We start from the raw sequence: 25,101 nt of genomic DNA, 5'->3' as shown, positions 1-25,101 counted from the left end.
TTGAGTCCTTCCATGCATCATTGAAAAAAGAAGAAGTATACACGACGACTTACTCAGACTTCGAAGAAGCGAATCGATCTTTATTTAGCTACATTGAAGGATTTTATAATCGTAATCGAATCCATAGTTCGATTCATTACTTAACTCCACAGGAGTTTGAAGATTTAGAAACAGAGAAAATGTCTTAGCAGTCTCTACTAAAATATGTCCAAGATATTGACTCAAATCCAACCTCCTTTTTGAATCTATTATACGCTGATGACTAATTTATTGGAAGGATTCACTTTAGTCAGCTAACGGAGGATTTAGCTGAAGTAAGGGAGAAGCGGCACAAATTAAAATCCAACAGGAATCAATTTGAAATGACAAAATCTGATTTAAAAATGGCCGAATGTGAAAAAACAAACCGTATATATCTATAATGAATGAACTCCAAAAATAAGTTTCATTTAAGTTTGCTCTGGTATCATACAATTGGGAATTATTAGATTAACGTGTTTAGGCAGAAATAGTCAAAAAAACTAGCTAGATCAGCTAGTTTAGAACGGATGACTAAATTTTCTAATTGCGATAGGAACAGCAGCAGCGACAGTACCAATCGTGAGGATAATAAGTGTTTTTTTCATAGAAACCATTCCTTTCAAAAAAATTTTTATATAAAGTGCATCTGCACAACGTGGACGACAGGAATCGAACCTGTACCTCGAAAATAATGAAACAAACTATCGTTTTAAGTCCCACCCATGAGTAGAAACACCAAGTTCATCCACAAAATTAGTAGGAAGATAAGCGGCTGAGCCTCTTATCTTCAAAAGTTTGGAACAGCTGCTTTGCTTTCTCTATAGATAGCAAAGACATATAAGAGGAATCTAATTTTATCAAATGCATCAATCACATCCTTTTGTTTAACTGTTTATATCATAATCAGATGAGCTTAACTCAACCTAAAATCCATGGGGAAATACATTAAGAAAACTTAAACGTCAAAGTAGATTTTTTACAGTAACGGTAGTCTTGTTATAGTCTAAAATTAGGTGAAAAAGGAGCCTACGCATGTAAGCTCCAGCAAAACTATTTTGAGGATTTCTTCCAATTTACTGAAAGATCAGTTTTCTTAAATTGGATTATAGTAAAAATCCATCCCACAACTGTGATGAACACCCACATATAAAAACTTAATTCAGCGAATTTACAAAAGAATCCTGAAACAAGCACCGCAATCGTGTTCAGCAAAAAAACAATTTACAGCAAGCGCTGTTCTTAATTGCAACAGTACCTTTTCTTCATTAATGATAAAACAGCAAAAAGAGGGGATAGAAATGTTCTTTGATCAAAAGAAAAATTTTGTATTTACAGGTACATATCAGGAATTTATCGAACAATTAAAAAAGAATCATTTTTGGAAAACCGAAGCTGAGTTTGAGGAATATCTGCTAAAAAATCGTTTCAGAAATGAAAATACGTTTAAAACATATTACGCAAATTTTGCAAATCAAATAATCGATTACGGTGAGGAACAAGCTGATTTTCCAGATCGAACAGTATTCGTTGTCGAAACGGAAGGCTATACACAAGAAGAAATCAATGAAGCGTTTGGTAAAGCGTTAAAAGAATTAGCGGAACAACGAGCAGGAAGCAGTGAAAATAAAGAATTTTTACTGAACAAATTAAAGTGGGAGGAATTGGAATAGCCCAATAATAAAATTGTCCCAATTAAAAAATGAAATAATTAGTGGGAAAAGTCTCTTATCAAACTATTTCCAGCGTTCGAATTTGATTTATAGCATGTATCATCAAAAATCTACGATATTCCACTTAGCCGTCCAAGTAATTGGACGGCTTTTTTTATTGTTAGCTTAACTTGAGAATTGTATACCATACAATTTTTGTATTGATTGAAGATATTTACAAAATTAAGATTAGAACGTTGATGAAGCTCTAAAAAGTTTAAAAATAGAACTTTGCTTATATTTTTAGGAGGATTATACAGATGAAAAACAAGCGAATTGAAAAGATGATTTACAGCTTTATGGCATTACTTGTGATACTCCAAGTTGTTTTACCTGGGATCGCAGTCGCTGAGACTGTAGAAGAAACTGCTCCAGCGATCACAATTACAAAAGCAAAACTAAGCGGGGATACCCAAGAAGCCACACTTAATCTTGAAGGGGAAATTCAGACTAAGGAACAAAAAGTAACAGAGGAGTTGAGCATTTCAGAAGGGAGGTTTATACCAGAAAATGATCAAGGATTAGGGATAGAAAATGCAACAGTTTCTGTTGAAGCCGAAAAACTTAATTTTAGCGTAGAGGCAAACACAAATACAGATTTTAACTTTAAAGTAAAAGTTGTACCTGCTGCGATCAAGGATAAAATGACTCTTAAACTTGGACAGCAAGAAGTTGCAGTTGAAATTCCTGAATCACTAAAAAATACGGAAACCGCAACAAGTAATAGTGAGCAACCATCCGTAAGTTCAGAATCAAGCTCAACGAATTCCGAGATAGAAGCTTCATCGGAGACCACCACAGAAACTTCAACGGTTCCAGAGAAAGAGACGCAGACATCAGCGGTGGAGAATGCGGCTGATTCAAAAGCAGCTGGGAATGATATCCGGGATTATTTTTCAAATGGCAATGGAACGATCATAGACAGCGCCGATGTCGCTTACTATGATCAGGATGGAAATCAACTTCAACCACCAGTACCGGCCGACGCGGAAATTCGGATTCATTATGAATGGTCGATACCTGAAGAAGTACGAGAACAAATCAAATCAGGTGATCATTTTACGTTTAATTTACCGGAAGGAGTGAAACCTAAAGCAGGTCAAAGTGGAGATTTAAAAGGTCCGGATGGAACGATTTATGCGACTTATGAAATGGATGAAAACGGCCAAGTGATTATTACGTTCAATGAGAATGTCACGAAGGAAGTCGATATAACTGGAGATTTTGATTTTAGTACAGAATTTGATAAAACGCATATTGATGGTCCGGGAGAACATCAAATTACTTTTCCGACAGAAGATAATTTGCCGCCAGTAAGTGTAGCGGTCAAGCCTGCAACAGATACAGCTATTGCTAAATCTGGTCATTTTGATCGTACGCCAAATCCGACTGAAGTAACTTGGGAAGTGGATTTTAATCAAGGGATGAATGAGTTGAATAATCCTACAATTACTGAATCTTGGCCTAAGGGATTGACGTATCAATCGGTTAAAGTTTATGAATTGGTAATGAATTTGGACGGAACAGTGGAAAAAGTTGGGCGAGAATTGTCAGCAAATGAATACACTGTCGATGCTAATGGAAATGTCACAATCAAAGGCGAAACGTCGAATGCATACCGCGTAGAATATGTGACGAGTATTGATGAAGCGGCAGTTCCAGAAAATGGAGAGGTCTCTTTTACCAACACGGCAACGTTGACAGACAAAGATGATCCGGACGGTCTTGATGCGGAAGCCACGGTGACTAATACTTTTGGGGAAATGTTGGAAAAAAATCAAGTGGGCTATGATCCAAACAATCAAGAATTTTCTTGGGAGATAAAATACAACTATGGTGAAAAAGAAATCGATCAGACTGATGCAGTGATCACTGATAGTATGAGCAATAACATGATTCTTTCGGAAAATCCAGTCATTTATCCGATTACTTTTGGCTCTAATGGGGAAGAGATTAAAGGAAATGCCCCACTAGTTGAAGGGACCGACTATCGGTTAGTTAAGAATCCTAACGGGAATGGTTTTATGATTGAATTCTTACACGATATCGCTAGTGCGTACAAGATCGAGTATCGGACGAAAGTGGAAGGAACTATCACTGATCCTACTGAGGTCACAAATAAAGTGGAAGTGGGAACTGGAGAAACTGATGAAAATCAAGGGACAGCAGAACAACAAAATGTCATTAAATCATTAGACAAGAATAGCATCGACTACCAGAACAAGACGGTCGATTGGGTAATCCAGGTGAATAAAAATCATTATGAGATGCAAGACCTAATCTTAACGGATCATTTTTCGCCAGTGCCGGGGCTGCAATTGGTTCAGACGCCAGAACAAACGGATTATAAGATGACGGTCACTACTGCTTCAGGAATCGAATTGGTGCAAGGCGTCGACTACACTGTCGAACCAACACTGAATAATCAAAAACAGCAAACCGGTTATGAGTTGAAATTTATTGGAAAATACAATCCGACCAATGAATCTTTTACCGTGAGATATACGACTGCTTTTGATACAAAATTGCTCAATTCAGAAGAAGATTATTTTACGAATAAGATTGATGCTGACTGGACTTCAAAAAATGGTGATCATCATCATTCTGAGGACAAAGATAATTTCAAACCAGAGCCAGACTACACATTAAATGCGCAAAAAAGCGGCAGCTACAATGCTCAGACAAAAACGATCAACTGGCAGATTGCGGTCAATTTAAGCGGACAACTTTTAAACGATGCTTTTTTGAGTGATCAAATCAAAGATAATCAAAAATATATTCCCGGCACGCTGAAAGTTTATGAAGCTCACACGAAATCGGACGGTACAGTTGAAAAAGTAGATGAAGCTTCGGATAATCAAAAAATGCTCTCTGTGACGGAACCTGCAATCAAAAACCAACAAACAATTGATATTCGTTTTCCAAATCAAAGTCAGTATACGTATGTCATTGAGTTTGAGACGTCACTAGCGGGACAAGTTATCGAAACATCAAAAGAGTATGATAATCATGCAACCTATTCTAATGATGGTCAAGATCGTGAGGTTATCGGAAAAGTCACCGTTAACAACGGCGGCAATCACGTTAAAAAATCGGGGGAACAAGACGAAGCAAATCCTAATTATGTGAATTGGCACATTATGGTCAATGCTGCGCAATCGGTTTTAAATAATGTAGTAGTGACGGACAGGCCTTCCAATAATCAAATAATTGATCAAGATTCAATTAAAATTTATGAAACAAGTGTCGCTGCAGACGGAACCATTACACCTGATAAGTCCAAGGTTTTAATAGAAGGAAAAGATTATTCTTTAAATTTAACAACGGATAATGTGACTGGAGATCAAGTAGTGACGATCAAGTTTCTGCATGAGATCTCTCACGCCTACTATTTAGAATATAAAGCACTGATCAACTCCTCCACAGCGGGGCAAACGGACACGGTTACTAATGAAGCAAGTATTGCAGGTGAAGGGACAAAAACAGTAACCGACAACAGCGGGGAAGACATCACCGTTGAAATTGATCATAGCGGCGGTTCTGCTTCAGGAACAAAAGGCCGAATCACTTTACAAAAAATGGCTGAAGATAAGTCGACTGTTTTGACTGGCGCGCATTTTCAGATTTGGAACAGCGAAAAAACCCAGATTTTACGTGAAGGAGACGTTGATGATTCTGGTCAGATTACATTTGGAAATCTGCAGTTGGGAGAATATTTACTTGTAGAAACAAAAGCACCGACTGGGTATACGATTCCAGATGATTTAGTTCAAGGAAGAAAACTTTTGATTACACCGAAAACTTCCATAGAAGGCGCCTTACCAACACAAATCATCAATACCCCGAACAAGGTTATTTTAACTAAGCTTGGGGAACAGCAGGAAAAATTAGCAAACGCAGAGTTTCGTCTTGAACAAAAGAAAGACGGTCAGTGGACAACTGTTTCAAGTGGAAAACTGGTGACGAATATGCAAGGACGGCTAGTAATCAATAGCTTGGCATTAGGAAAATATCGATTGATCGAGACAAAAGCTCCTAACGGCTATTTGATCAATACGCAGCCAATTGAATTTACGATTAGTAAAAATAATCAAAATCAGATTCCTGAAATCCATTTGACAATGATTGATTATCAAGGTTCGGCTACTTTAGTAAAACAAAAAGCAGACCAAACACCATTAGCCGGCGCTATTTTCAAAGTGGTCAATGCGCAAGGACAGCTAGTCAAAGAAAATCTAGTGTCAGATGCTCAAGGAAAAATCTCAGTTGATGGACTGATCCCGGGGAAATATTTCTTCGTGGAAACGAAGGCGCCGAATGGATTCATTTTAAACAGTGAAAAATATGGATTTACCATAGAAAAAGCAGCCGCTGGCAAGCCGGATATCGTAACGGTAGGAAAGGCGATCAACTATCAAGGATCAGCTGAGCTTATCAAAAAAGATGAGTCTGGCAAACCTTTGGCCGGTGCAGTTTTTAAAGTTATTGATGAAAATGGAAAGACGATCCAAGCTAATTTGCTCTCTGATAAAACCGGAAAAGTCCGTGTGAAAGATTTAGCTCCAGGCAACTATCAATTTATCGAGACGAAGGCTCCTATCGGTTATATTTTAAATACAAAAAAAATGAATTTTACAATCAAAGCGGCGGCTAAAGGGGAGCCAATCACGGTTCAAGTAGGTTCGTTGATAAATTATCAGGGCGGCATAAAAATCAAAAAAGTCGATAGCAATCACAAACCATTAGCTGGCGCCGAATTTACTTTATATGATCAGAACAAGAATGAAATAGCCAAAGCGGTTTCTAAAGCAGATGGCTGGATCCAGTTCAAACAACTAGTTCCGGCAACGTATTACCTAGTAGAAACAAAAGCGCCTCGTTTGCCTGACAGGACTGATTATGTAATCAATTCTTATCCTATCAAGGTAGTTATCCCAGATAAAACAGACGACAAACCTGTAAATCTTAGCTTAGGAGAATTTCAAAATTTTAAAGGAACAGCTGAGATTCAAAAAACTGGTGAGCATGGCTCAATCGCCGGTGCAGAATTTGCACTTTATGGGGTAGTCAATGGTCAAGAAAAATTTTTGAAGACAGTAGTCGTGCCAAAATCAGGAATTTTACCAATCAAAGATTTAGGCGCCGGACAATATAAGTTGATCGAAACCAAGGCGGCGCCGGGATATATCATTAATAGCCAGCCAATTTATTTTGTGGTAGATCCAAAGCTTGAAGGGACGATTGACCATTTTGATTTTGAAAATTATCAGTCTAAAGTTATTGGTCAAAAGGTCGATGGCGATGGATTGACAACAAAAGGCTTAGCCGCAGCTGAGTTTGAGATCTACAAACAAGATAAAAATGGAAATAAAGGGGAAGGACCGATTGCCTTTATTGACAAAAATGGTCAAACAACAAAAAAATTGATTTCAGATGAGCAAGGAAAAATCAGCGCGACGGGTCTGGCTGTCGGCAACTATTTATTAGTTGAGACAAAAGCACCCGTAGGATATGTTTTAGCCACACAGCCGCAGTCTTTTGAAATCAAAGAACAAGTTGGCGAGCCGGAAACGATCGATTTAGGTGAAATCAAAAATTATCGTGGGAAAATTGATATTAGTAAAGTTAGTGAACAAAACAAACCGTTAACAGGCGGAACCTTTGTCCTTGCAAAAGATCGGCAAGGGAATCACAAAGTATCTATTTACAATAGCGCCGGCCAAGAAACAACGGCGTTGCATGCAATAGCCGGTCATATTCAAGCTGAAGGAATTCAACCAGGCACCTATTATTTGCTAGAAACTGAAGCACCTGATGGTTTTATTATCAACAGCGAGCCGATAAAAGTCGTAATTCCCGATGAAGTAGATAGTCAAACGGTCCTTAAGGTGGGCGGCAATCTGATTAATTATCAAGGATCTGCTCAATTAATCAAAATTGACGAAGATAAGAATGCTTTGGCAGGCGCTGAGTTTAAAGTTAGAAATGCGCAAGGCAAGATCGTTCAAAAGGAGCTTATCTCAGATCAGAACGGTCGAATTCAAATCGAGCAACTTGCTCCGGGAAAATATGAATTTATTGAAGTAAAAGCACCAAAAGGCTATCAACTAAGTAACGAGATTCGAAGCTTTACGATTCCAAAAACGTCTGCCGGCAAACCAGTTGTCATGCACGTAAAAGATTTTGTAAATAGTAAATTAGTGAAGACACATTCAGAAATAAAGACTAATACACCGAGTGCTCAGTCTAGTCTTCCTAAGACAGGCGAAAAACGCAATGCCTTTCTTTTTGCAACAGGATTAGTCATCCTTTCTGGAACGCTCTTAGTGATTTATCTCCGAAGATACCATAAGAGAGATTAGATCAAGGTGGATAAAGATTATAGATTAAAAAGGACTTTGAGTTTTATTTAATAGATTGTCCGCGTAAACTAAGTCGGATTCGCAGATTAGAGGATCTTCTGAGCTTAATCATTGATACTGCCTCAATCTTAACTGAAAGACAAATAAACCGAGTGATAACGAAAGCCCAAAAGCTTGTCGATCACTCGGTTTATTTTTTATTGGTAGGCTGGTAAAACCTTTTGGATAATTGCGAGTCCTTGATCTAAAACGTCTAAACAATTTGAAGAAAGCGCAATTCGGATAAAAGGATCTTTTTGTTCCATCGTCGTAAAACGATTTGAATGATAAAGCCGGATTCCTTTGGCTAAAAAGTCATTTTCAATCTGACCTTGAGTTACAGCAGGATCAATTGGAATGATCCGATAGTAAGGCAAGTCGTTGCTCGGCCGCGGTAAGTCAAAATAGTAATCAAAAAGTTCATTAGCTGCTTTAGTCAGACGATATTTTTCTACCAAAATTTCTTGGACAGTGCTAGAAGAAAGAATATGTGAGATGACGGACGCATCGAAACCGGATGTTTTAACATTCGTATTGAAGCAGGCTTTTTTGATTAAAGAACGAACTGAATCAGGAAAGACCAGATAGGCGACTCGAAGTCCTGAGCAGAGAAACTTTGTCATGCCCGCTAAGTATAGCGTTTGATTGGGCAATAATGACTGAAAACTTGGCAGTACTTTGTTTTGACTGTAGGTCGTCAAGAAAGCATGGATATCATCCTCAATCACCCATAATCGTTCTTGTTCAATAATGTCAGCTAACTCTTGTCTGCGAGAATCGGACATTTGGAACCCAATTGGATTATTACAAGAAGGCATAAAGAAAATCCCATCAATTTTTTTCTTTTTGCATTCCTTAGCTAATAAATCGGGAATCATTCCTTCACTATCAAAATCAATTAAAACTATTTCCAAATGTAAAAGTGCGGCTAATTCAATGAAATTGGAATAGGTATAACGATCAACAGCGATTCGATCACCAGGAGAAAATAAAGCCATCAAAATGATGGTCAGCCCATTTTGTACACCGGAAACAGTGGCGATATTTTCGACGTTGGTTGTAATTCCTTGAGTCAACAGCCATTGCTGAGCGATGGCTAATTGGTGCGGACTGCCTAAAGGGTCTTGATAATTTAACTGGCTAGCTATATTTACATTTCTGCTGGCGGCCTCCAGATGCGGAATGACAAAACGATTGCACTCTTCAAAGGAACTAACCAGACCAAAGTCAATGATGTGTTCTTGAACTTTGTCATTAGAGATGGTAATAGAATTAAGTGCGTTTTGAGAAACAAAAGTCCCGCTGCCAATATTAGTATAAAGAAGGCCAATCTCAACCCCGTATTTATAAGCTTGGCCAACGGTTGTAAAATTTATGTCTAAATAATCCGCTAATTCTCTTTGCGAAGGCAAGCGAGTATTTTTCTGAAGCTTACTTGAAAGAATATCTTCCTCCATTAGTTTAGTTAAACTTTTGTATAACGGCCGAGTTAATTTCGTTTTGTCTGGTCGCCAAGACAATGGGTAATCGTCAAATGAATTGATAGGCATGTGGTTCCTCCTAAATAATTATCTACCATACAATTGTACCATCGGCTGTATGTTTAAATGAGGTATATTAACTGATTCAAATGAAATTGAATGGGATTACTAATATAGCTGTAGAAAATAACTAACACGATTAATCGGAAAAGTTGAAATAGAAATTCTCAACTTTATCTGCAGCCGATTAAATAAAATTGGAGTATTTGTAGCTGGATATTTTAAGAGGTATGAGAAATCTAAGCAACAGCTAATTGAAATAAGTTTTGTCTACAGTCTGCCAACAATAAATCGGAGTCATTTACAATAATGATGTCGAAAATGAACAGTTAAATCTCCATGCCATTTATGCTGCTTAGAATGGCTTTATTGAACTGTTTATAATGACAACGATAGTCAAAAAACAGCTAAATAACTGGCTGTGATGAGAAGATTATGTCGCTTTTTTCATTTTGGATCAAAAACTCATATCAATTGATGAAAAAATGATGATTTTTTGAGAGCCTTTACATTTATAATGAACCCACAAGAGTAAAGGAGAGATTACTATGAAAAACAAAATTATTGGCGCAATGTTATTTTCAACAGTTTTACTTAGCACTTTGGCAGCAACCCCCGTTTTTGCGGCAGATGCCCCTCAACCAGCAACTTCAAAAGGAACGGTTAGTTTTACTGAAGCGACTGGACCAGTTGATCCCGTTGATCCAACGCAACCTGGTACTGGAAATACAGGACCATTGACGATCGATACAGTTCCTGATTTTACATTTGGTGAACACGAAGTTACTGGATCATCACAAAAGTACACATCAACAAATACGGGAGTACCTTATTTGCAAGTTTCTGACCGCCGTGGGGTAGGTGTAGACGGAAAAGCACAAGGTTGGGTTGTAGACGTTTCGATGTCCGAATTTTCAGATGGCACAACAACACTTCCTGGAACGAAACTTTCGATTGGTACAGGAATCGTTGATGCTTCTGATACAAATACGAATGCAGATGGTTTTCCTGCAGCTAGCGCAGTTGACTTATCGCCTGCAACAGCAGCCGCTACAATTCTTACCGCTGAAAAAGGCAAAGGTCTTGGAACTTGGTTGGAAGCGTTTAATCCAACAGCTGTGAACTTAACAGTACCTCAACAAGCAAAAGGCGCATTTGAATCAACACTAACTTGGACAATCAGTGCAGCTCCAGTTGAATAAAAAAATAAATTTGAGGGGGAGCGATTTTGCTCCCTTTTTGAAAGGATAGTGGTCAATAGTGAATCAAAGAAAACGATTGCTTTTCGTGTTTTTTACCATTTTAGGGATATTTTTTAGTTTTCCAATGATCAGTCACGCCGCCGATGCTTCGGGAGATTTTGGTGTGAAACCAGTTTTTCCAGAAAATCAACTAGACAAAGCAATCGGTTATTTTGATTTGTTAGTGACTCCTGCACAAGAGCAGACGTTGGAAGTGACTCTCACAAATTCCGCTGATAAGGAAAGAGTATTTGAAGTTACTATCAATCCAGCGGTGACCAGCGATGGCGGAACGATTGATTATGGGCAAGAGAAGCCGCGCTTAGATGAAAGTTTGCCGTTTGACGTACGGAAAGTGCTGACGATTGAAAAGAAGGAATATACGGTCGCGGCTAAATCGGAGATAACGATTCCAATCAAAGCAAAAATCCCAACTGAAGCATTTACTGGTCGTGTTCTTGCGGGAATCCACGTCACTCCTAAAGAGGAAGAAGAGAAAAATTCTTCTAAAAAAGATGGCGTCCAAATAAAAAATCGAATCGCGTATAATCTTGCGGTAGTTTTACAAGAAAGCCAAGACGCAGTCACACCGGATTTGAAACTTTTGTCAGGCGATGTAGTTGCCGTGAATGCTAGTCCAACCGTTCAATTGTTTTTTCAAAATCCAAAACCAACAATCATCAATAAGCTAATTTTTACAAGCAAAATTTATTATGAAGATCAATTATATATCGAAAATACTTCGAATGAATTTTTAGTAGCTCCCAATTCAAATTTCCATTTGAATCTTGATCTAGCTGGAGAACGTGCGAAAGCTGGAGACTATCGAGCGGAGATCGTTGCAAAATCAGGTGAGGAATACGAATGGCATTTTACTCAAAAATTCACGATTAAAGAAGAAGAAGCTGAAAAAGTCAACGAAAATTCTATTTTTGCAGTAGAAGAGAAGAGCTTCCCTTGGATCTACGTTATTCTCGCTGTGATTGCTTTGTTGCTGCTGATTATTCTGATTGTCTATTTGAAACGTCGCAAAAAGGATGAGGAATCAAAGTAAAATGAGGTGATTTTGTTGAAAAAACTATTGTTAAAAGGAGGATTAATCGTATGCCTGCTGTTTGTTGGAGGGCAGCAGGTCCATGCCCTAGAAGAGACAAGTAGTCAGGCAACCATCACATTTTATGATCCCAGCCCAGTTCCCAAACCAGTTATATCGATAAATGATGAGACCACAAGTAAAGTGAATAGTCAGCCAGTAATAACCAACAAAAATAAAAGACTTCCCCAAACCAATGATAAACCGCTGAATTATTTAGTTTCATTTATTGGCGGCGAATTGATTTTACTTAGTCTGGCTATTTTGTGGAAACGACGGAAGGAGGAGGAAGATGATGAACAAAAAAATAGTAACTGATCTTCTTTCCTTTTTTCTTTTGTCCGTGATTCTAACTGTGGGAATTTTTGAACTGTCCAAACCAGTAAATGCGGTTGGGGTAACACCGCCAAATATTGCATATGATCCAGATACTTATGAAAATATCACACCAACAAATGGAACAAACTCCAATATTTTTGGGCAACCAAAGATTGATGGTGGCAAGGTCGTTCAATTGACTGGAGCCGATCAATTACCCAAATTGAATGTTACCTACACAAATGATGGATCTAATGATCCTTGGAAGGGCGGGAAAATCGGGTTTCATTGGGAAAGCCATGTGGAATTGACGAACTATTTAGATGTAATAAATATTTCTGCTCAAGGATTTGCTTTTGTGGCGATCATCAATTTACCTAAATATGTCTCAAGTGAGGACGTTTTAAAGGCAATCGACTGGGACAATGCGTATTTAAAAATTAATGGAGCTAATATTAAATTAGATGCTGGTGGATTAATGCCCGCCGGTAACCATACATTGCGATTTGGTATGGGTTCATGGGACAATGGAAATATTGTAGGTTCAGTTTTCAATATCATCACTCAGCCTGGATTCAATGCTGGAAATATTCCGATTGCTTTTGATATTACCGTCGATGTTGCAAAGATGACCGCAAGTGGCGACAAATATGATACCAGTCCAAACAAAGTATTAACCACAGGGAAACTGCAACCCTCTACTACAAAACTAGCTGATTTTTCTGTAGATTTCTATGATTCGAATAATGTGGTTCAAGATAGGGTATGGCCAGGAATTAGCCCAGGTGGACGTTTTTATCCTAAACTAACGAATGGTGCACTGAATCCCACTACATACGCAAAAACATCAACTTTCAAATTACCAACATGGAATAGCTACATCTCCCCGTGGGATACGACGAATAAGTACAATAGTTCTGCTGATACAACTGAGTATGTTGACAGCAACAATCTGAATCTTCCTGGAACAACCAACAACCGAACCTTGACGATGGGACTCTCAGAAGGGAGCTTTGCTCAATTACCAGCAACTCGTTTCAATCGAGTAGTGAATTTTTTTACTGGGAAGAATGTAACGACTGGAGCAACATTGACTCATACGCCGACACAAACACTCGGATTGAATCAGCAAACAAATATTTTATATACAGGAAAAGATGCGGGAGGGACTGCTCTGTCACCAGTTACTTTGAAAGTACTTGAAAAATATGCGGCAGATGGGACAGTCAAGCCGACAAATTTAGAACCAGATAGTCAATGGGGAAAATTACTCACCAGTACCCCTTATCAAGTAAATGCTATCTGGCGAGCGAGTGATTTAACAACAGGGTCCATTCATTACCGATTGTATAATAAAACAACACAAAAATTAGTGGGAACTTTTGAAGACAAATTATTTCAAACGATTTCAACGAATAATGGCGGCGATAATTCAGCTGCTGCAACGTTACCGGCACTTGCTTCTGGTCAATATTATTTTGATTATAAATTGATTGACGATACTCTTTCAAAAGCTTATCCAAGCCTTGCCTATAAATGGCAGTCAGAACAAACGGGTATCTCTAGTTTGAAAGCAATTACGGTTGCTGGTTTCCCATCGATTTCTAAAGAAAGCTACTTGAAAAATCTTAGTCGAACGCCAGAGACAGGAAAACCTTTGATTGCTTTGGCGGGTGATACTGTCCAAGAAAATATTACATTTACTTTGGATAAAATGGGGGATTCTTTAGCAGATAAGAAAGTCAGCGTGGCGCTTCCGGAAAATGTTACCTATGAAAAAGGCAGCTTAACACTGAATGGGACCGTGATCTCTGATGATGGCATCCAAAATGGAATCAATGTACCAGCACAATATTTAACAAAAGCCGGAGAAAAACTGACGATCACCTACAAATATAAAATAAATACGAATACTGCAACGACAAACGCGATCGATTTGCCGACCAAAGCGGCGATATTATCAGGAAATATTGCGTTATCTGACGGAACAAAATTACCATTTACAGATATCAAGACAGATGCCGATTTGATTCAGATTCCTAAGCAAGAATTAGCTCTGATTGATGTACCCGATGATTTTACGTTTGGTAACGATCTTCCAGTGCCAACACAAGCAGTATCTTATAAAGCGAATGGTGATTTTTCTTTTGATGTAAAAGATACCCGTTTGCCAAGTACAGATTCTGCATGGCAGCTTTCTGGCAGATTGACTACGCCATTTAAAACTGGAGAAGGCAAAGAATTGAATGCAGGCCTATATTTTAGTCATAATGGAAATAAGATTCCAATCACTAAAGACAACGCGCTGATCTATCAAAATGATGGTGCGAAAAAGGGGGATATTTCGGTTGACTTTCCTAGTAGTGATGGGCTACTGTTAGAGTTAAGCAATAGCACGTATACTCAGGCAGACACAACTTATCAAGGAGTCATCACTTGGGAACTATCGACAGGTCCAGTGAAATAAGAAAGCTAGTAATCAATGATCTAACTGTTGACTTCAACTCAAATATAGATTTTTTGAGTTGAAGTTTTTTCTATTTATAATAGTTATGAAAATTGCTGTTAAAAATAATTGAGTCAGGCTTTCTGAGCTAGTTTGCCAATATCGGCTGCTAAAAATGAACTGATATTAGGAGGAGAACAAACTTGGAATTGTTCAGTTTACTTGAGAAGAATGAACAACGTCAAATTAGAATTTTTCAACTTTTATTGGAGCGTAGCAACCTGTCTGTTAATGAAATGCTTGTTCAGTTATCGGTCGATCGAGCGACATTCAAAGAAGATCTGGCACTACTAAAAGAGAATCTAGAAAAATTCAACGGACAATTGGTCCTGGATATCAGTGATGGGAAAATTTTCTTACGGCGACTGGGAAATTTATCAATGACAGATGTCTATTATTCATACTTGAAGGATGCTGTAAAATATCAAATTTTGATGTATTTGTTAGAATATGGAAGTTTTGAACGGCAAAAGATTTTAGATTTATTAAGTCTCAGCTCAGCAACGTTTACTAGACGAATTAGAGAAATAAATGTTTTGCTTGCAGAATTTCATTTGCAAATAAAAAATGGTAAACTACTTGGATCTGAGAGTCAGATTCGGTATTTTTATTATCAATTATTATGGTTTGGACGGCCTTACTTAGTAAATCTCAAGGAATTTGAAGATACGACTAGTGATATTTTATTGACCTTATTAAAAAAAGAATTTGGCTTTCCATTTACTGATGATGGGCAAATGAAATTTGAGATTTGGATGGCAATCACTAGGAAACGATTACGTAATTTAAAAAAAGAAAACCCAAACTATGACAATCTGCCTAATCAACTTTTTGAAGAAAATGCCTTTTTATTATCATTACAAGCGATTTTAGCTCGCTTTTTTATTCAGCATGCTTTTGTTTGGAATCAGAATGAAACGCTGATTTTTTACATTTTTATGATTTCCAATTTTACGCTGGATACGGAAAATTCCCATGTTCATAAATTTTTATTGCAAGAGAAATCAAGAGATAGTTTAGTCGTTCAATTAAATGGGTTATTCAAAGCGACCCTAGATGAAATTTTTTATATGTATACTTTTTCAGACACCTTTTCAGATAAAATCGCCTTGACTATCATTCAAAACCATTCACGGCTTGTTTATTTTAGGGGATGGATCAACATTTTTGGACATCAGGGATTGCAGTCGCGGATGACAAAAATCAATGAGCAAAAGATTCTGAACGTTTGTGAAACATTAACTCAACGATCACTTCAAATTTCAAATTATTCTGAATTTGATAGTCAAAATATTCAATTGGAATTATTCATTCGCTATGCTTCAATTTTGCAAATTATTTTTAAAGAAGTTGAAGCATGTATCAACGTTGCGTGTGATTTTTCATATGAACGGATCATGATCGATGCGGTGATTGAGATAATCAGGGAACGGATAACGGCAAATTTTCCAATAAATCTAACTAGGTACAACAAGAATAATCAATATGATGTTATTTTAACCAATCAGATCAAAGAATATCCGTTGCAAAAGAATGCCCGAGTATTTGTGATGTTAAGCAATGAGTACGATTTTGATTTTCCGTATATAAATGAAATCTTAAAAGGGTGTTACTTAGAAAAAATCGATTTGAGGATGAGGTCATGAAAATTGTGATTATTGGTGCATCTCATGGAGGGATTGCTGCCGCTATGAGTTTGTGTAAGCTAACAAGTGAAAATGAGGTCTATTTAATAGATAAAAAGCCTTTGCATACTTTGGGGTATATTTCTAGCGGAGTCAATCTGCACTTTCAGAATATCATTCAAGAGTTGACCGAGGTGACGACAGATGTTCAGCCTTTGATCGACTTAGGCGTGAACATCTTAACTGAGCGGCAAGTAATCGATATCGATCCGGAAAATCATCAATTAGTTTTGGAATATGAAGACCAGAAAGAAATTTTTTCCTATGATCGATTGATCCTTGCCATGGGTTCTTCCCCAACTGCGGTCAAGACAATCATCGATGCTGAAAATGTTTTTACTTATAAAGGTCTGGAAGAATCTCAACATGTGCTGGAGTCATTAGAGACAGCACAGAAAATTGTGATCTTTGGTGCAGGATACATTGGATTAGAGTTGGCAAATGTGTTAGCGGCAAATGGTCGGGAAATCCATTTGATTGATAATATGCCGATGATCCTTTCCCGTTATTTTGATTCTGATATGATCGAAGAAGTTCAAGATTCATTGACAGCACATGGGATTCATTTTTATCCCAATGAATTTTTGATCGATTATCAGACCGTCGATAATAAAGTGAATAAAGTTTGCCTGTTATCCAAAACAATTGAGGCAGATACAGTAATATTTCCATCTCAAGCCCAGCCTAATACGGGATTTTTACGAGATAAAGTTGCTTTGAACGAAGATGATACGGTCATCGTAAATGATTATTTACAAACAAGCGAACAAGATATTTATGCGATCGGTGATATCGTTCCGATTACTTATTCTAAGACGGCTCATGTATTTATGCCGCTAGTTACTCGGGCAGTGCATATGGCGCGGGCAGCAGCGTTATCATTGATTGGGCACCCAACTCCATTTGATCGAAAAAACAAAGTGAGTGCGACTAAAATTATGGACTATTTTTTGGGATCGGTAGGAGTGACTGAAGAAGAAGCGCCGTTTCTAGATATGGTTGTCCGCTCTGTTCAAACAGAAGTTTGTTTGACACCTGCTTATGTCGTTGAAGAAAAAATGGCAAAAGTAAAACTAGTTTATCAGCAAGACACGATGGAAATCATTGGGGCACAACTAATCAGCAAGGAACATCTGCTGCAAGATCTAAATTTATTGAGCGCGTTGATCCAGCATAAGACAACGATCATGGACTTAGCAGTCGAAAATTTTTGTTTCGTACCGCAGTACACCCCATTGTTTCATTATTTAAATGAGCTAGCTTTCCAAGTGTTACAACAAACTAGCGATTAATTCGTTGACAACAGCGCTAAAAAAACAGCATGACTTCACTATTTTATGGCTAAATAGTGAAGTCATGCTGTTTTTGATAAGGTCAATTGATTGTTAGTTATTGGGGTCACGCTCACTGATAGATTGTTTTTCCTTATTCTTATTGAACTTGAATAAAAAAGTTTCGGCGACTAATTGAAATCTAAACAGCAGTTGTTCTTCTAATTGAATGGTCTGCAGATAAATTCTCTCGCAATGAAATCTGATCCGAAGGTTGCGATAAAATAGTACGCGGATAGAATCTAATAATAAAACAGTGACGCCGCCGGCAAAACCGCAATGATACAAATTGATCCCGGCAGTTAAGTATTGAGAGTTTCTAGTGATCAATGAAAAAAGAAATCCGGCAAATGCACCAGCCAGTAAACCATGCTTGCGCGTCATTGGTGATAGAGTACTAGCAAATAAGAAAATGACAATATTGTTAGTTGTAGCCGTATCGTGATAAATAAACTGTGAAGCCAATAAAACGCCTAAAACAGGGAATAAGAAGTAGCGAAGTTTGAAATTGTACATACTAAATCCGGCAAAGGTCAAAATCGCACCAACTAAACTGCCACTAAGCGGAACATTTAAAATCAGTGCAACGAACACGCCGAGAAACCCGTGCAGAGAAAAACGAAAGATTTTTTTTAAATCCAGCAAATATTTCGAGTAATTTGTACTTAACTTGCAAAAGCAGAAGTTTGTCAAAATTGGAATCGTGAATAAAGCAATCAGAAAATAGAGCAGTGAACGATGGTGTTCAAAAGAAAGCGTGTGAGGAACCATTTCGATTGCTAAGATATTTCTAGTAGTCAAATTGCCGATGATCCCGATCACACCGGCAGAAAAGCCCATGTTGTAAAGGTTTAATTCTTTCGTATGGTCTTTAAAAAATTCAAAGATCGGTAAGCTTATATAGCCGATCAGCAGTCCAACGATCAACGCAAGTAGTTTATTTGAAACAAAAAAATGATTTGGAGCACAATAGATCGTACTAACAATAGGCGACAAACAAGTGCTTAAAAGTCCCATGACCAATAAATCTTGTCGTTTTGAATGATGAATCTTCAAAAAGATCAAACTTCCTAGAACGATCGGTGCAGAATTAACAATGTTTTTTCCAAAGAAAGAAAATCCAGCAAGCATCATAATGATCGAGACCGTCAGTGAACAAAAGTGGTGGCGGTGCTTGCGCAGGATAAACAAACTGCTTAAAGTCAGCAGTCCACTATTTAAAAAGGTTGGACCAACACCGGCAACTTGAACATAATCCGTAATCAAATTGCTTGGTGTATAAATGATTTCCCGCATTCCTGAAAGTAGGGCTTGCGGGCTGGCTAAAAAGAAAGCAGAAAATGTAATCGCCAAACCAAAGGACAGCAAAAAAATGAAAATAAAGTTGGTAGAAAACAGTGGTTGATCAATTTTTTTCAAGAAATCACACTCCTGTTAAGTAATTAAGCTGGAAGTAACTGCTATTTTTAAAGTACGCAAAATTTTAGACTAGAATTTTATCAGGGGAAGTAGTTTGTTCTTTATTTATAAAGTGAAATATAAAAAAACAAACGGGTATAATTTTATTATACATTATTCAAGTAATCAAAGAGAAAAATAAGCATAAAAAAACAGATGGAATTAAAATTGTACGTAAATTTGTCTGATACAGATTTTCCAGAAACTTTAATAAATGGAGTTAAATGAAAATTCAGATTTTTTTGATTGCATATTGGTTTTATTTATATTAGAATAGTTTTAATCAATCGATAGGCTATGAAGAGAAGAGTAATTGACCGCGAAACGATCAAAGAGACCCTCGGCAGGTGAAAAGAGGGATCGTGGAAAATCAATGAAGATGAGCTCTGAGCATTCAGTTTGTTCACGCAAGCTGAACGGGAAGCGACCGTTACATTGCCGGGTATAATTGTACCGTTGAGGTATTATCTGTGAAGATGATACGAATAAGGGTGGTAACGCGAAAATATTCGTCCCTTTATTTATCAGTGATCTGGTAGGTAAAGGGATGGATATTTTTTTATTTGTCAAAAATTTGGGGAGTGTGTTAGGTATGAAAAAACTTAGTTTAACTATATTGATTTTAAGCGCAATAATCTTTTTGACTGCTTGCGGATCTGATTCAGCAAAGGTAGATAAAATAAAAATCGGGGCTTCACCAACACCCCATGCTGAAATTTTGGAACACATCAAGCCAGAGTTGAAGAAAAAAGGGATCGATTTGGAAGTTGTAAAATTCGATGATTACGTTCTACCGAATAAGGCGCTAGCAGATGGCGAAATCGATGCGAATTATTTCTCAACCGTGCCGTATTTCAATTTACAGAAGAAGGAAAATGGCTATAAATTCTCAAATGTTGGAGCGATTCATTTAGAGCCAATGGGGATTTATTCACACGATATAAAAAAAGTCAGCGATATTCCGGATGGCGCAAAAGTTATCGTTTCAAATGTACCTTCTGAGTGGGGACGGGTCTTAAACATTTTTGTAAAAAACAAATTAATCAAAATCAAAACTGGCGTAGCCATCGACAAAGCAACATTTGATGATATTACCGAAAATCCTAAAAATCTAGTATTTGAACACAGCGTCGATCCGACGTTGTTGACCTCAGCTTATGAAAATGATGAAGGCGATCTAGTGGCGATCAATTCTAACTTTGCTTATGAAAAAGGATTGAATCCGGTAAAAGATTCATTAATGATTGAACAAAATGATTCTCCTTATGTAAATATCGTCGCAACCAAAACCAGCGACAAATCAAATAAAGATATCAAAAAAATCGTTGAAGTATTGCATGAACCAAAAGTTCAAAAATGGATTGAAAAAGAATGGGGCGGCTCTGTCGTACCAGTCAATGAATAGAAAGAACAGGTGATAAAATGGAACGAGCAATTTTTGCAGGTGGATGTTTTTGGTGTATGATCAAACCCTTTGACAGTCTTCCAGGAATCGAATCAGTGATTTCCGGCTATACCGGCGGAACAAAAGAAAATCCGACTTATTTGGAAGTAAAAAGCGGAACAACTGGTCATACTGAAGCAGTTGAGATTATCTTTGATCCAGCGTTGATCTCATATCGTGAATTAGTAGAAATTTATTGGCAGCAAACAGATCCGACCGATGCTTTTGGTCAATTTGAGGATCGTGGCAGCAGCTATCGGCCAGTCATTTATTATTTTGATGAAGCACAACAAAAAACAGCAGAAGCAAGCCGCGCTGATTTGCAAAACAGCGGACATTTTGATCAGCCGATTGTGACTCAGATCGAACCAGCCAGCATTTTTTATCCCGCAGAAAAAGAGCATCAAGATTATTACCAGCGAAATCCAGAAAACTATCAAAAAAATGCTGAGCGAAGAAAAAAATTTATCGCTGAATTTTGGTAAGCAGAGATAGTTAGAGGTTGAATGTATTAAAATGGCAACAAGATTTCTGAAGCAAATCGCAAGAAAAGTTGCTATAAAAAATATGCAAAGAGAATAGTAATCCCCGTTAAAATCAACTATAAAATTGATTTCAACGGGGATTTTCCACGTATTATCGTAACGATTGAAAGATCAAAAATCAAAAATCAAAAATCATTCAGCAGCCGCTAAGATATTCAAGATTTTTTGATAATTTTGATTTTGAAAAATTTCATAATTTAATTTCTTATACAATTTCACCGCATGATGGCTCCAAGTCTGAGTACTCAAATAAAGATCTTGGTCCGGATAATAGATATGCAGCAGTTCGGTTACTCGGATCGCTAAAGCTTTAGCCAATCCTTTTTTCTGTTCTTCAGCAAGTACCGCTAACCAATGAAGCCGCGGTTCATTTTCTTCTGTCCACCAAGCGGTAAAAGTCGCAACCTTGTTTCCTTGAGGATTTTCAATAAAGAGCATTCGACGTTTTAGTTCTTCTTGATAAGGCATAAATGATCGTTGAAAATAATCAGCCGCGGCCTGCTCGGTATCAAATTCCAAAACAGCTGTTTCGATTCGGCACCAGTCTTTTTCATCGCCAGGCTGATAAAAAACCAGGCGATAGCCTTCCGGTAATTGGATAACTGGTAATGAGGGTGCATTTGATGGACGGAACATTGCAAATGGGATAAAAGGGACAGACTTATCCAGCATAACTAGACCTCCTTCTTTTCTAATAAAAGCGTATCATGTAAAAATAGCAAAAGCTACTATTTACAAATAGAGAATAGTTGATTTTTAAAGCGCTGCCTTCTTTTACTATAAGTTCAATCAGCAAACGGCAGTGACTAGTATTTTCAGTACTTAGTAAATCAGTTTTCTGATCAAATCAACTATTTTTAATAAAAAAGTATCCGAAGCAGTATTTTGCTCAACTTAGAAAAACCAAATAATAATCATTCTTTCACAAAGCAAGTTTCTGTTCTTTTTAGCCGAATGCTCTTGATAAATGAATGGCATTTCGCTATACTCGGTAAGTAAAAGAGTCCGGTTTCAAAATTGAATGGTGGAGGTGTTCGCATGCTTAAAAACTATCAACGATGACTATGAAGTCAAGCATTGCTTAGAGTTGCTAAGCTAGTAGAACATTCGACTTTCCTCCAATCAACTTTTTTTACTTTCTCTTAAAAGGGTTTTTAAGCGTGTAAAAAAATAATATCAGGAGGAAACATACTGATAGAGTATGTTTTTTTTGTTGTGCTTAAAAGAAGTCTTTGTTGCTGCTAAAAACGTTTCAAGTGAAAATAAAAACATTTAAGGAGTTTTAAAATGAAAAAAATAGTTGCAGTAATCAGTTGTTTGTTATTAACAGCGTTAGTGGTGTATTCAAAAACAGAGGAGGTTCACGCAGCAGATAAATCAACCAAAGTTCAACGATTAGTGGATAGCAAAGATATCAAAGACAGCGACTTTTTCGTTGATGCGAAATGGTTGAAAAAACAATTGAAAAACGATGACAAAACAGTCGTAATCGAAGCTTCTTATGGCGAAGGAAAAGATTATAAAAAAGCGCATGTTCCAGGAGCATTCCATATGGATACAATGGAAATCGAAACAGAAGAAAATAATTGGAATATCTTAGACGCTGAGACATCTAAAGAAGCATTCTTAAAACTCGGCGTTACAAAGACAACTCCTGTAGTTATCTATTCTAGCGATATCAATGCAGCATCACGGATTGCTTTTGTTGCTTATTGGTTAGGTGTCGATCAAGTGAAGATTTTAGATGGCGGATTGAGTGCTTGGGAAAAAGCAGATTATAAAGTAGAAAAAGGTACTGAAAAAGCAAAAGCTGCAACTGATTTTGGTGCAGAAGTTCCAGGACGTCCAGAAAGCTTGATCTCAACGTCTGCTGATTTAGTAGCAGCTAGAGAAAAAAATCCTGATCTAGTTCTTGCAAGTGTTCGCTCATGGAAAGAATTTACTGGTAAAATCAGCGGTTACGATTACATCGAAAATGCTGGCGAACCTGAAGGCGCGGTTTATGCAAAAGCAAGTAAAACGAGTGCAGATGTTGCCCGTTTATTGAACAGTGATGGAACAGTCAAAGAACCAACCAAAATTTTTGCCGCTTGGGAAAAATGGGGAATCACACCAGATAAAGAAGTCGCTTTCTATTGCGGAACTGGCTGGCGTGCAGCAACAACTTTCTTTATCACGAAACAAGAAGGTTGGAAAGATGTAAAACTATTTGATGGCGGTTGGTATGATTGGGATAAAGCACATCAAAAAGATCCAAGCAAATACCCAGTTCAAGTTGGTGATCCAAGAGATGAAGAAAACTTGGAAATTCTAAACTAATGAAGGCACTTCGTTACGTTTTCCATGTTTTGCAACTGGGATTAATTTATGTCATCTATTTAATGGATGATCTGTACAAAAATCATTTAGGTTTTATGCGGAATGTTTCATTTTATTCCCAAAAAATTGAAGCTAGTATGTTCGGCAGCAAGTTGTTTTTGCTGCCGCTCTTATTAGTGGTACTAGCTGTTTTTTTAATGATCAAAAAAAGAAGTTGGGAAAGTCTCCTGCTGATTATCTTAGGAATTATTTTTCTGGTATGGCAGACGATGTTTACATTAACAGCCACACCGGTCTACTATTTAGTTAGTGGGATTTTAGGTGTAGGCTGTTTATTACAATTGATCAATATTTTTCTAAAAAGGAGCTAATCTGATGGATTACTCGGAAAAAACAATCGAAATGGCACGGCTGATTGCAGAAAATTGTACGAGCTGCAAACGTTGTATGAAAGATTGTCTTTTTTTACAGCAGTATTGCCAAGATCCACAAAAATTATTCCAACAATTTTTGGAAGAGGGGCTTGAACCGATCGTTCCATATTCTTGCATGTTGTGTGGTCGCTGCAGTGTTGTTTGTCCGTTACAGTTAAAATTAGATGAAGCCTTTTTAGCAATGCGTCAAGATTTGATCAGGGACGGCTTGCCCTTAAAAGAGTTGAAAAGTGTCGAGTGGCATCAAAAACTTTCAACGAGTAAACTCTTTACAGCAGTGAATCGAGGGAATAAAAAATGAGATATGGTTTTATGGCGGGCTGTTCGCTGAGTTCCAGCAGTCCCAAACAAGTTGCGCAGATCATTAAATACTTGCAAGGTTATTATCCCGATTTAGCAGTCATTCAAGGCTGTTGCGGAAAACCGACTCGTTTGATCGGACAAGAACAATTATTTCAAGAACGCTTTAGCCGTTTGACTGATCAAGTTCATCAGGCTGAGATTGACGAATTGATTGTCGCGTGTCAAGGTTGTATCAAAACGATGACGATTCAAAATCAATTTCCGACCGCTTCTTTATGGGTCAAGATGGCGGAATTAGGATTACCTGAAGAAGCTATCGGCAAAGCAAAAGCCAGCGATGTCGTTTTTTCGATCCAAGATTCTTGCCCAACGAAAGAAATGACAGAGATTCATCAAGCGGTCAGGTATTTGTTGGAACAGTTAGGGTATCAAGTTGCGAGCAATCGTTTATCGGGAAAAAATACTTTATGCTGCGGCATGGGGGGAATGTGTGGTGTCACAAACCCAGTGCTAGCGAAAAGTTTTACTGAAAAACGCGTGCAAGACTTTAAGACGGATCATATCGTTACTTATTGTGCCAGCTGTACTTCAGCAATGATTCTGGGCGGCGGTCAAGCCTGGCATTTATTAGATCTGATCTTTGGCGATGTTATCTATCAGGAGGATAAAAGCTCCACGCATCCACTGGCCAGTCCAGTCAAAGCGTGGAAAAATCGCTATCAATCCAAAAAAATAGTGACAAAGATATAGAG

Annotated in this window: 18 protein-coding genes and 1 other annotated feature; of the genes, 15 read left to right on the top strand and 3 right to left on the bottom strand. The window is 37.6% G+C overall.

Features of this window, described 5'->3' with window-relative positions:
• The 3 genes from FFM63_RS01590 to FFM63_RS01580 form a co-directional block, all read left to right on the top strand.
• Window positions 1-188, top strand: a 188-nt coding sequence (locus tag FFM63_RS01590; protein WP_171000171.1) for an IS3 family transposase, incomplete at its 5' end; no start/stop codon positions are given.
• A 1,131-nt stretch (window positions 189-1,319) separates the two neighbouring features.
• The gene (locus FFM63_RS01585; protein ID WP_137608592.1) at window positions 1,320-1,691 is read left to right on the top strand and encodes a hypothetical protein; all 372 of its coding nucleotides are present in this window, start codon (window positions 1,320-1,322) and stop codon (window positions 1,689-1,691) included.
• Window positions 1,692-1,990: 299 nt separating this feature from the next.
• Window positions 1,991-8,092 carry a SpaA isopeptide-forming pilin-related protein gene (locus FFM63_RS01580; RefSeq protein WP_137608591.1) on the top strand — a complete coding sequence of 2,034 codons (6,102 nt, stop codon included), beginning with the start codon at window positions 1,991-1,993 and terminating at the stop codon, window positions 8,090-8,092.
• A 197-nt stretch (window positions 8,093-8,289) separates the two neighbouring features.
• On the opposite strand, the gene FFM63_RS01575 is transcribed toward FFM63_RS01580, so the two are convergent.
• On the bottom strand, window positions 8,290-9,681 hold the full coding sequence (locus FFM63_RS01575) for an aminotransferase-like domain-containing protein (protein ID WP_137608590.1): 1,392 nt from the start codon (window positions 9,679-9,681) through the stop codon (window positions 8,290-8,292).
• Between the two features lie 539 nt (window positions 9,682-10,220).
• Here FFM63_RS01575 and FFM63_RS01570 point away from each other — a divergent pair.
• The 6 genes from FFM63_RS01570 (at window position 10,221) to FFM63_RS01545 (ending at window position 17,807) form a co-directional block, all read left to right on the top strand.
• Window positions 10,221-10,874, top strand: a complete 654-nt coding sequence (locus FFM63_RS01570; protein WP_137608589.1) for a WxL domain-containing protein — start codon at window positions 10,221-10,223, stop codon at window positions 10,872-10,874.
• A gap of 58 nt (window positions 10,875-10,932) precedes the next feature.
• Complete coding sequence (locus FFM63_RS01565; protein WP_137608588.1) at window positions 10,933-11,967, top strand: WxLIP family cell surface protein; 1,035 nt, start codon at window positions 10,933-10,935, stop codon at window positions 11,965-11,967.
• A gap of 15 nt (window positions 11,968-11,982) precedes the next feature.
• Window positions 11,983-12,324, top strand: coding sequence for an LPXTG cell wall anchor domain-containing protein (locus FFM63_RS01560; RefSeq protein WP_371851308.1), 342 nt, complete (start codon window positions 11,983-11,985; stop codon window positions 12,322-12,324).
• On the top strand, window positions 12,299-14,791 hold the full coding sequence (locus tag FFM63_RS01555) for a hypothetical protein (protein WP_371851307.1): 2,493 nt from the start codon (window positions 12,299-12,301) through the stop codon (window positions 14,789-14,791). The genes FFM63_RS01560 and FFM63_RS01555 overlap by 26 nt, the downstream gene beginning before the upstream one ends.
• A gap of 182 nt (window positions 14,792-14,973) precedes the next feature.
• Entirely contained in the window at window positions 14,974-16,476 is a 1,503-nt protein-coding gene (locus FFM63_RS01550) for an AcpB/EbpR/MafR family transcriptional regulator (protein ID WP_137608586.1), read from the top strand.
• On the top strand, window positions 16,473-17,807 hold the full coding sequence (locus FFM63_RS01545; RefSeq protein WP_137608585.1) for an NAD(P)/FAD-dependent oxidoreductase: 1,335 nt from the start codon (window positions 16,473-16,475) through the stop codon (window positions 17,805-17,807). The genes FFM63_RS01550 and FFM63_RS01545 overlap by 4 nt, the downstream gene beginning before the upstream one ends.
• Window positions 17,808-17,900: 93 nt before the next feature.
• On the opposite strand, the gene FFM63_RS01540 is transcribed toward FFM63_RS01545, so the two are convergent.
• Window positions 17,901-19,265 (bottom strand): DUF1576 domain-containing protein, encoded by a 1,365-nt coding sequence (locus tag FFM63_RS01540; protein WP_137608584.1) that lies wholly within the window; start codon window positions 19,263-19,265, stop codon window positions 17,901-17,903.
• 327 nt (window positions 19,266-19,592) lie between these two features.
• Window positions 19,593-19,824: a binding site (T-box leader), on the top strand.
• A gap of 72 nt (window positions 19,825-19,896) precedes the next feature.
• On the opposite strand from FFM63_RS01540, the gene FFM63_RS01535 reads away from it, so the two are divergent.
• On the top strand, window positions 19,897-20,709 hold the full coding sequence (locus tag FFM63_RS01535) for a MetQ/NlpA family ABC transporter substrate-binding protein (RefSeq protein WP_137608583.1): 813 nt from the start codon (window positions 19,897-19,899) through the stop codon (window positions 20,707-20,709).
• A gap of 17 nt (window positions 20,710-20,726) precedes the next feature.
• Window positions 20,727-21,233, top strand: a complete 507-nt coding sequence (gene msrA, locus FFM63_RS01530) for a peptide-methionine (S)-S-oxide reductase MsrA (protein ID WP_137608582.1) — start codon at window positions 20,727-20,729, stop codon at window positions 21,231-21,233.
• Between the two features lie 192 nt (window positions 21,234-21,425).
• Here msrA and FFM63_RS01525 read toward each other — a convergent pair whose 3' ends face one another.
• Entirely contained in the window at window positions 21,426-21,965 is a 540-nt protein-coding gene (locus FFM63_RS01525) for a GNAT family N-acetyltransferase (RefSeq protein WP_137608581.1), read from the bottom strand.
• A 615-nt stretch (window positions 21,966-22,580) separates the two neighbouring features.
• On the opposite strand from FFM63_RS01525, the gene FFM63_RS01520 reads away from it, so the two are divergent.
• Genes FFM63_RS01520 through FFM63_RS01505 form a run of 4 tightly spaced genes read left to right on the top strand, consistent with a single transcriptional unit; the run spans window position 22,581 to window position 25,099 of the window.
• A complete protein-coding gene (locus FFM63_RS01520; RefSeq protein WP_137608580.1) occupies window positions 22,581-23,612 on the top strand; it encodes a sulfurtransferase in 1,032 nt (343 codons plus the stop codon).
• A complete protein-coding gene (locus FFM63_RS01515) occupies window positions 23,612-23,983 on the top strand; it encodes a hypothetical protein (protein WP_137608579.1) in 372 nt (123 codons plus the stop codon). Before FFM63_RS01520 ends, FFM63_RS01515 begins: the two co-directional genes overlap by 1 nt.
• A gap of 4 nt (window positions 23,984-23,987) precedes the next feature.
• Window positions 23,988-24,347, top strand: a complete 360-nt coding sequence (locus FFM63_RS01510; RefSeq protein ID WP_137608578.1) for a 4Fe-4S dicluster domain-containing protein — start codon at window positions 23,988-23,990, stop codon at window positions 24,345-24,347.
• Window positions 24,344-25,099, top strand: coding sequence for a heterodisulfide reductase-related iron-sulfur binding cluster (locus tag FFM63_RS01505; RefSeq protein ID WP_137608577.1), 756 nt, complete (start codon window positions 24,344-24,346; stop codon window positions 25,097-25,099). Before FFM63_RS01510 ends, FFM63_RS01505 begins: the two co-directional genes overlap by 4 nt.
• Window positions 25,100-25,101: the final 2 nt, after the last annotated feature.

Origin of the sequence: Enterococcus pingfangensis (assembly GCF_005405205.1) — a bacterium.
Classification (GTDB): domain Bacteria; phylum Bacillota; class Bacilli; order Lactobacillales; family Enterococcaceae; genus Enterococcus_A; species Enterococcus_A pingfangensis.
This window is presented reverse-complemented; position numbering and strand designations above follow the sequence as displayed.

Bases quoted from the DNA above. Each gene is read 5' to 3' on its own strand.
- FFM63_RS01520 (WP_137608580.1), top strand. From the start codon at position 22,581: ATGAAAAAAATAGTTGCAGTAATCAGTTGTTTGTTATTAACAGCGTTA.
- msrA (WP_137608582.1), top strand. From the start codon at position 20,727: ATGGAACGAGCAATTTTTGCAGGTGGATGTTTTTGGTGTATGATCAAA.
- FFM63_RS01525 (WP_137608581.1), bottom strand. From the start codon at position 21,965: ATGCTGGATAAGTCTGTCCCTTTTATCCCATTTGCAATGTTCCGTCCA.
- FFM63_RS01505 (WP_137608577.1), top strand. From the start codon at position 24,344: ATGAGATATGGTTTTATGGCGGGCTGTTCGCTGAGTTCCAGCAGTCCC.
- FFM63_RS01555 (WP_371851307.1), top strand. From the start codon at position 12,299: ATGATGAACAAAAAAATAGTAACTGATCTTCTTTCCTTTTTTCTTTTG.
- FFM63_RS01575 (WP_137608590.1), bottom strand. From the start codon at position 9,681: ATGCCTATCAATTCATTTGACGATTACCCATTGTCTTGGCGACCAGAC.
- FFM63_RS01545 (WP_137608585.1), top strand. From the start codon at position 16,473: ATGAAAATTGTGATTATTGGTGCATCTCATGGAGGGATTGCTGCCGCT.
- FFM63_RS01585 (WP_137608592.1), top strand. From the start codon at position 1,320: ATGTTCTTTGATCAAAAGAAAAATTTTGTATTTACAGGTACATATCAG.
- FFM63_RS01570 (WP_137608589.1), top strand. From the start codon at position 10,221: ATGAAAAACAAAATTATTGGCGCAATGTTATTTTCAACAGTTTTACTT.
- FFM63_RS01510 (WP_137608578.1), top strand. From the start codon at position 23,988: ATGGATTACTCGGAAAAAACAATCGAAATGGCACGGCTGATTGCAGAA.
- FFM63_RS01515 (WP_137608579.1), top strand. From the start codon at position 23,612: ATGAAGGCACTTCGTTACGTTTTCCATGTTTTGCAACTGGGATTAATT.
- FFM63_RS01535 (WP_137608583.1), top strand. From the start codon at position 19,897: ATGAAAAAACTTAGTTTAACTATATTGATTTTAAGCGCAATAATCTTT.
- FFM63_RS01580 (WP_137608591.1), top strand. From the start codon at position 1,991: ATGAAAAACAAGCGAATTGAAAAGATGATTTACAGCTTTATGGCATTA.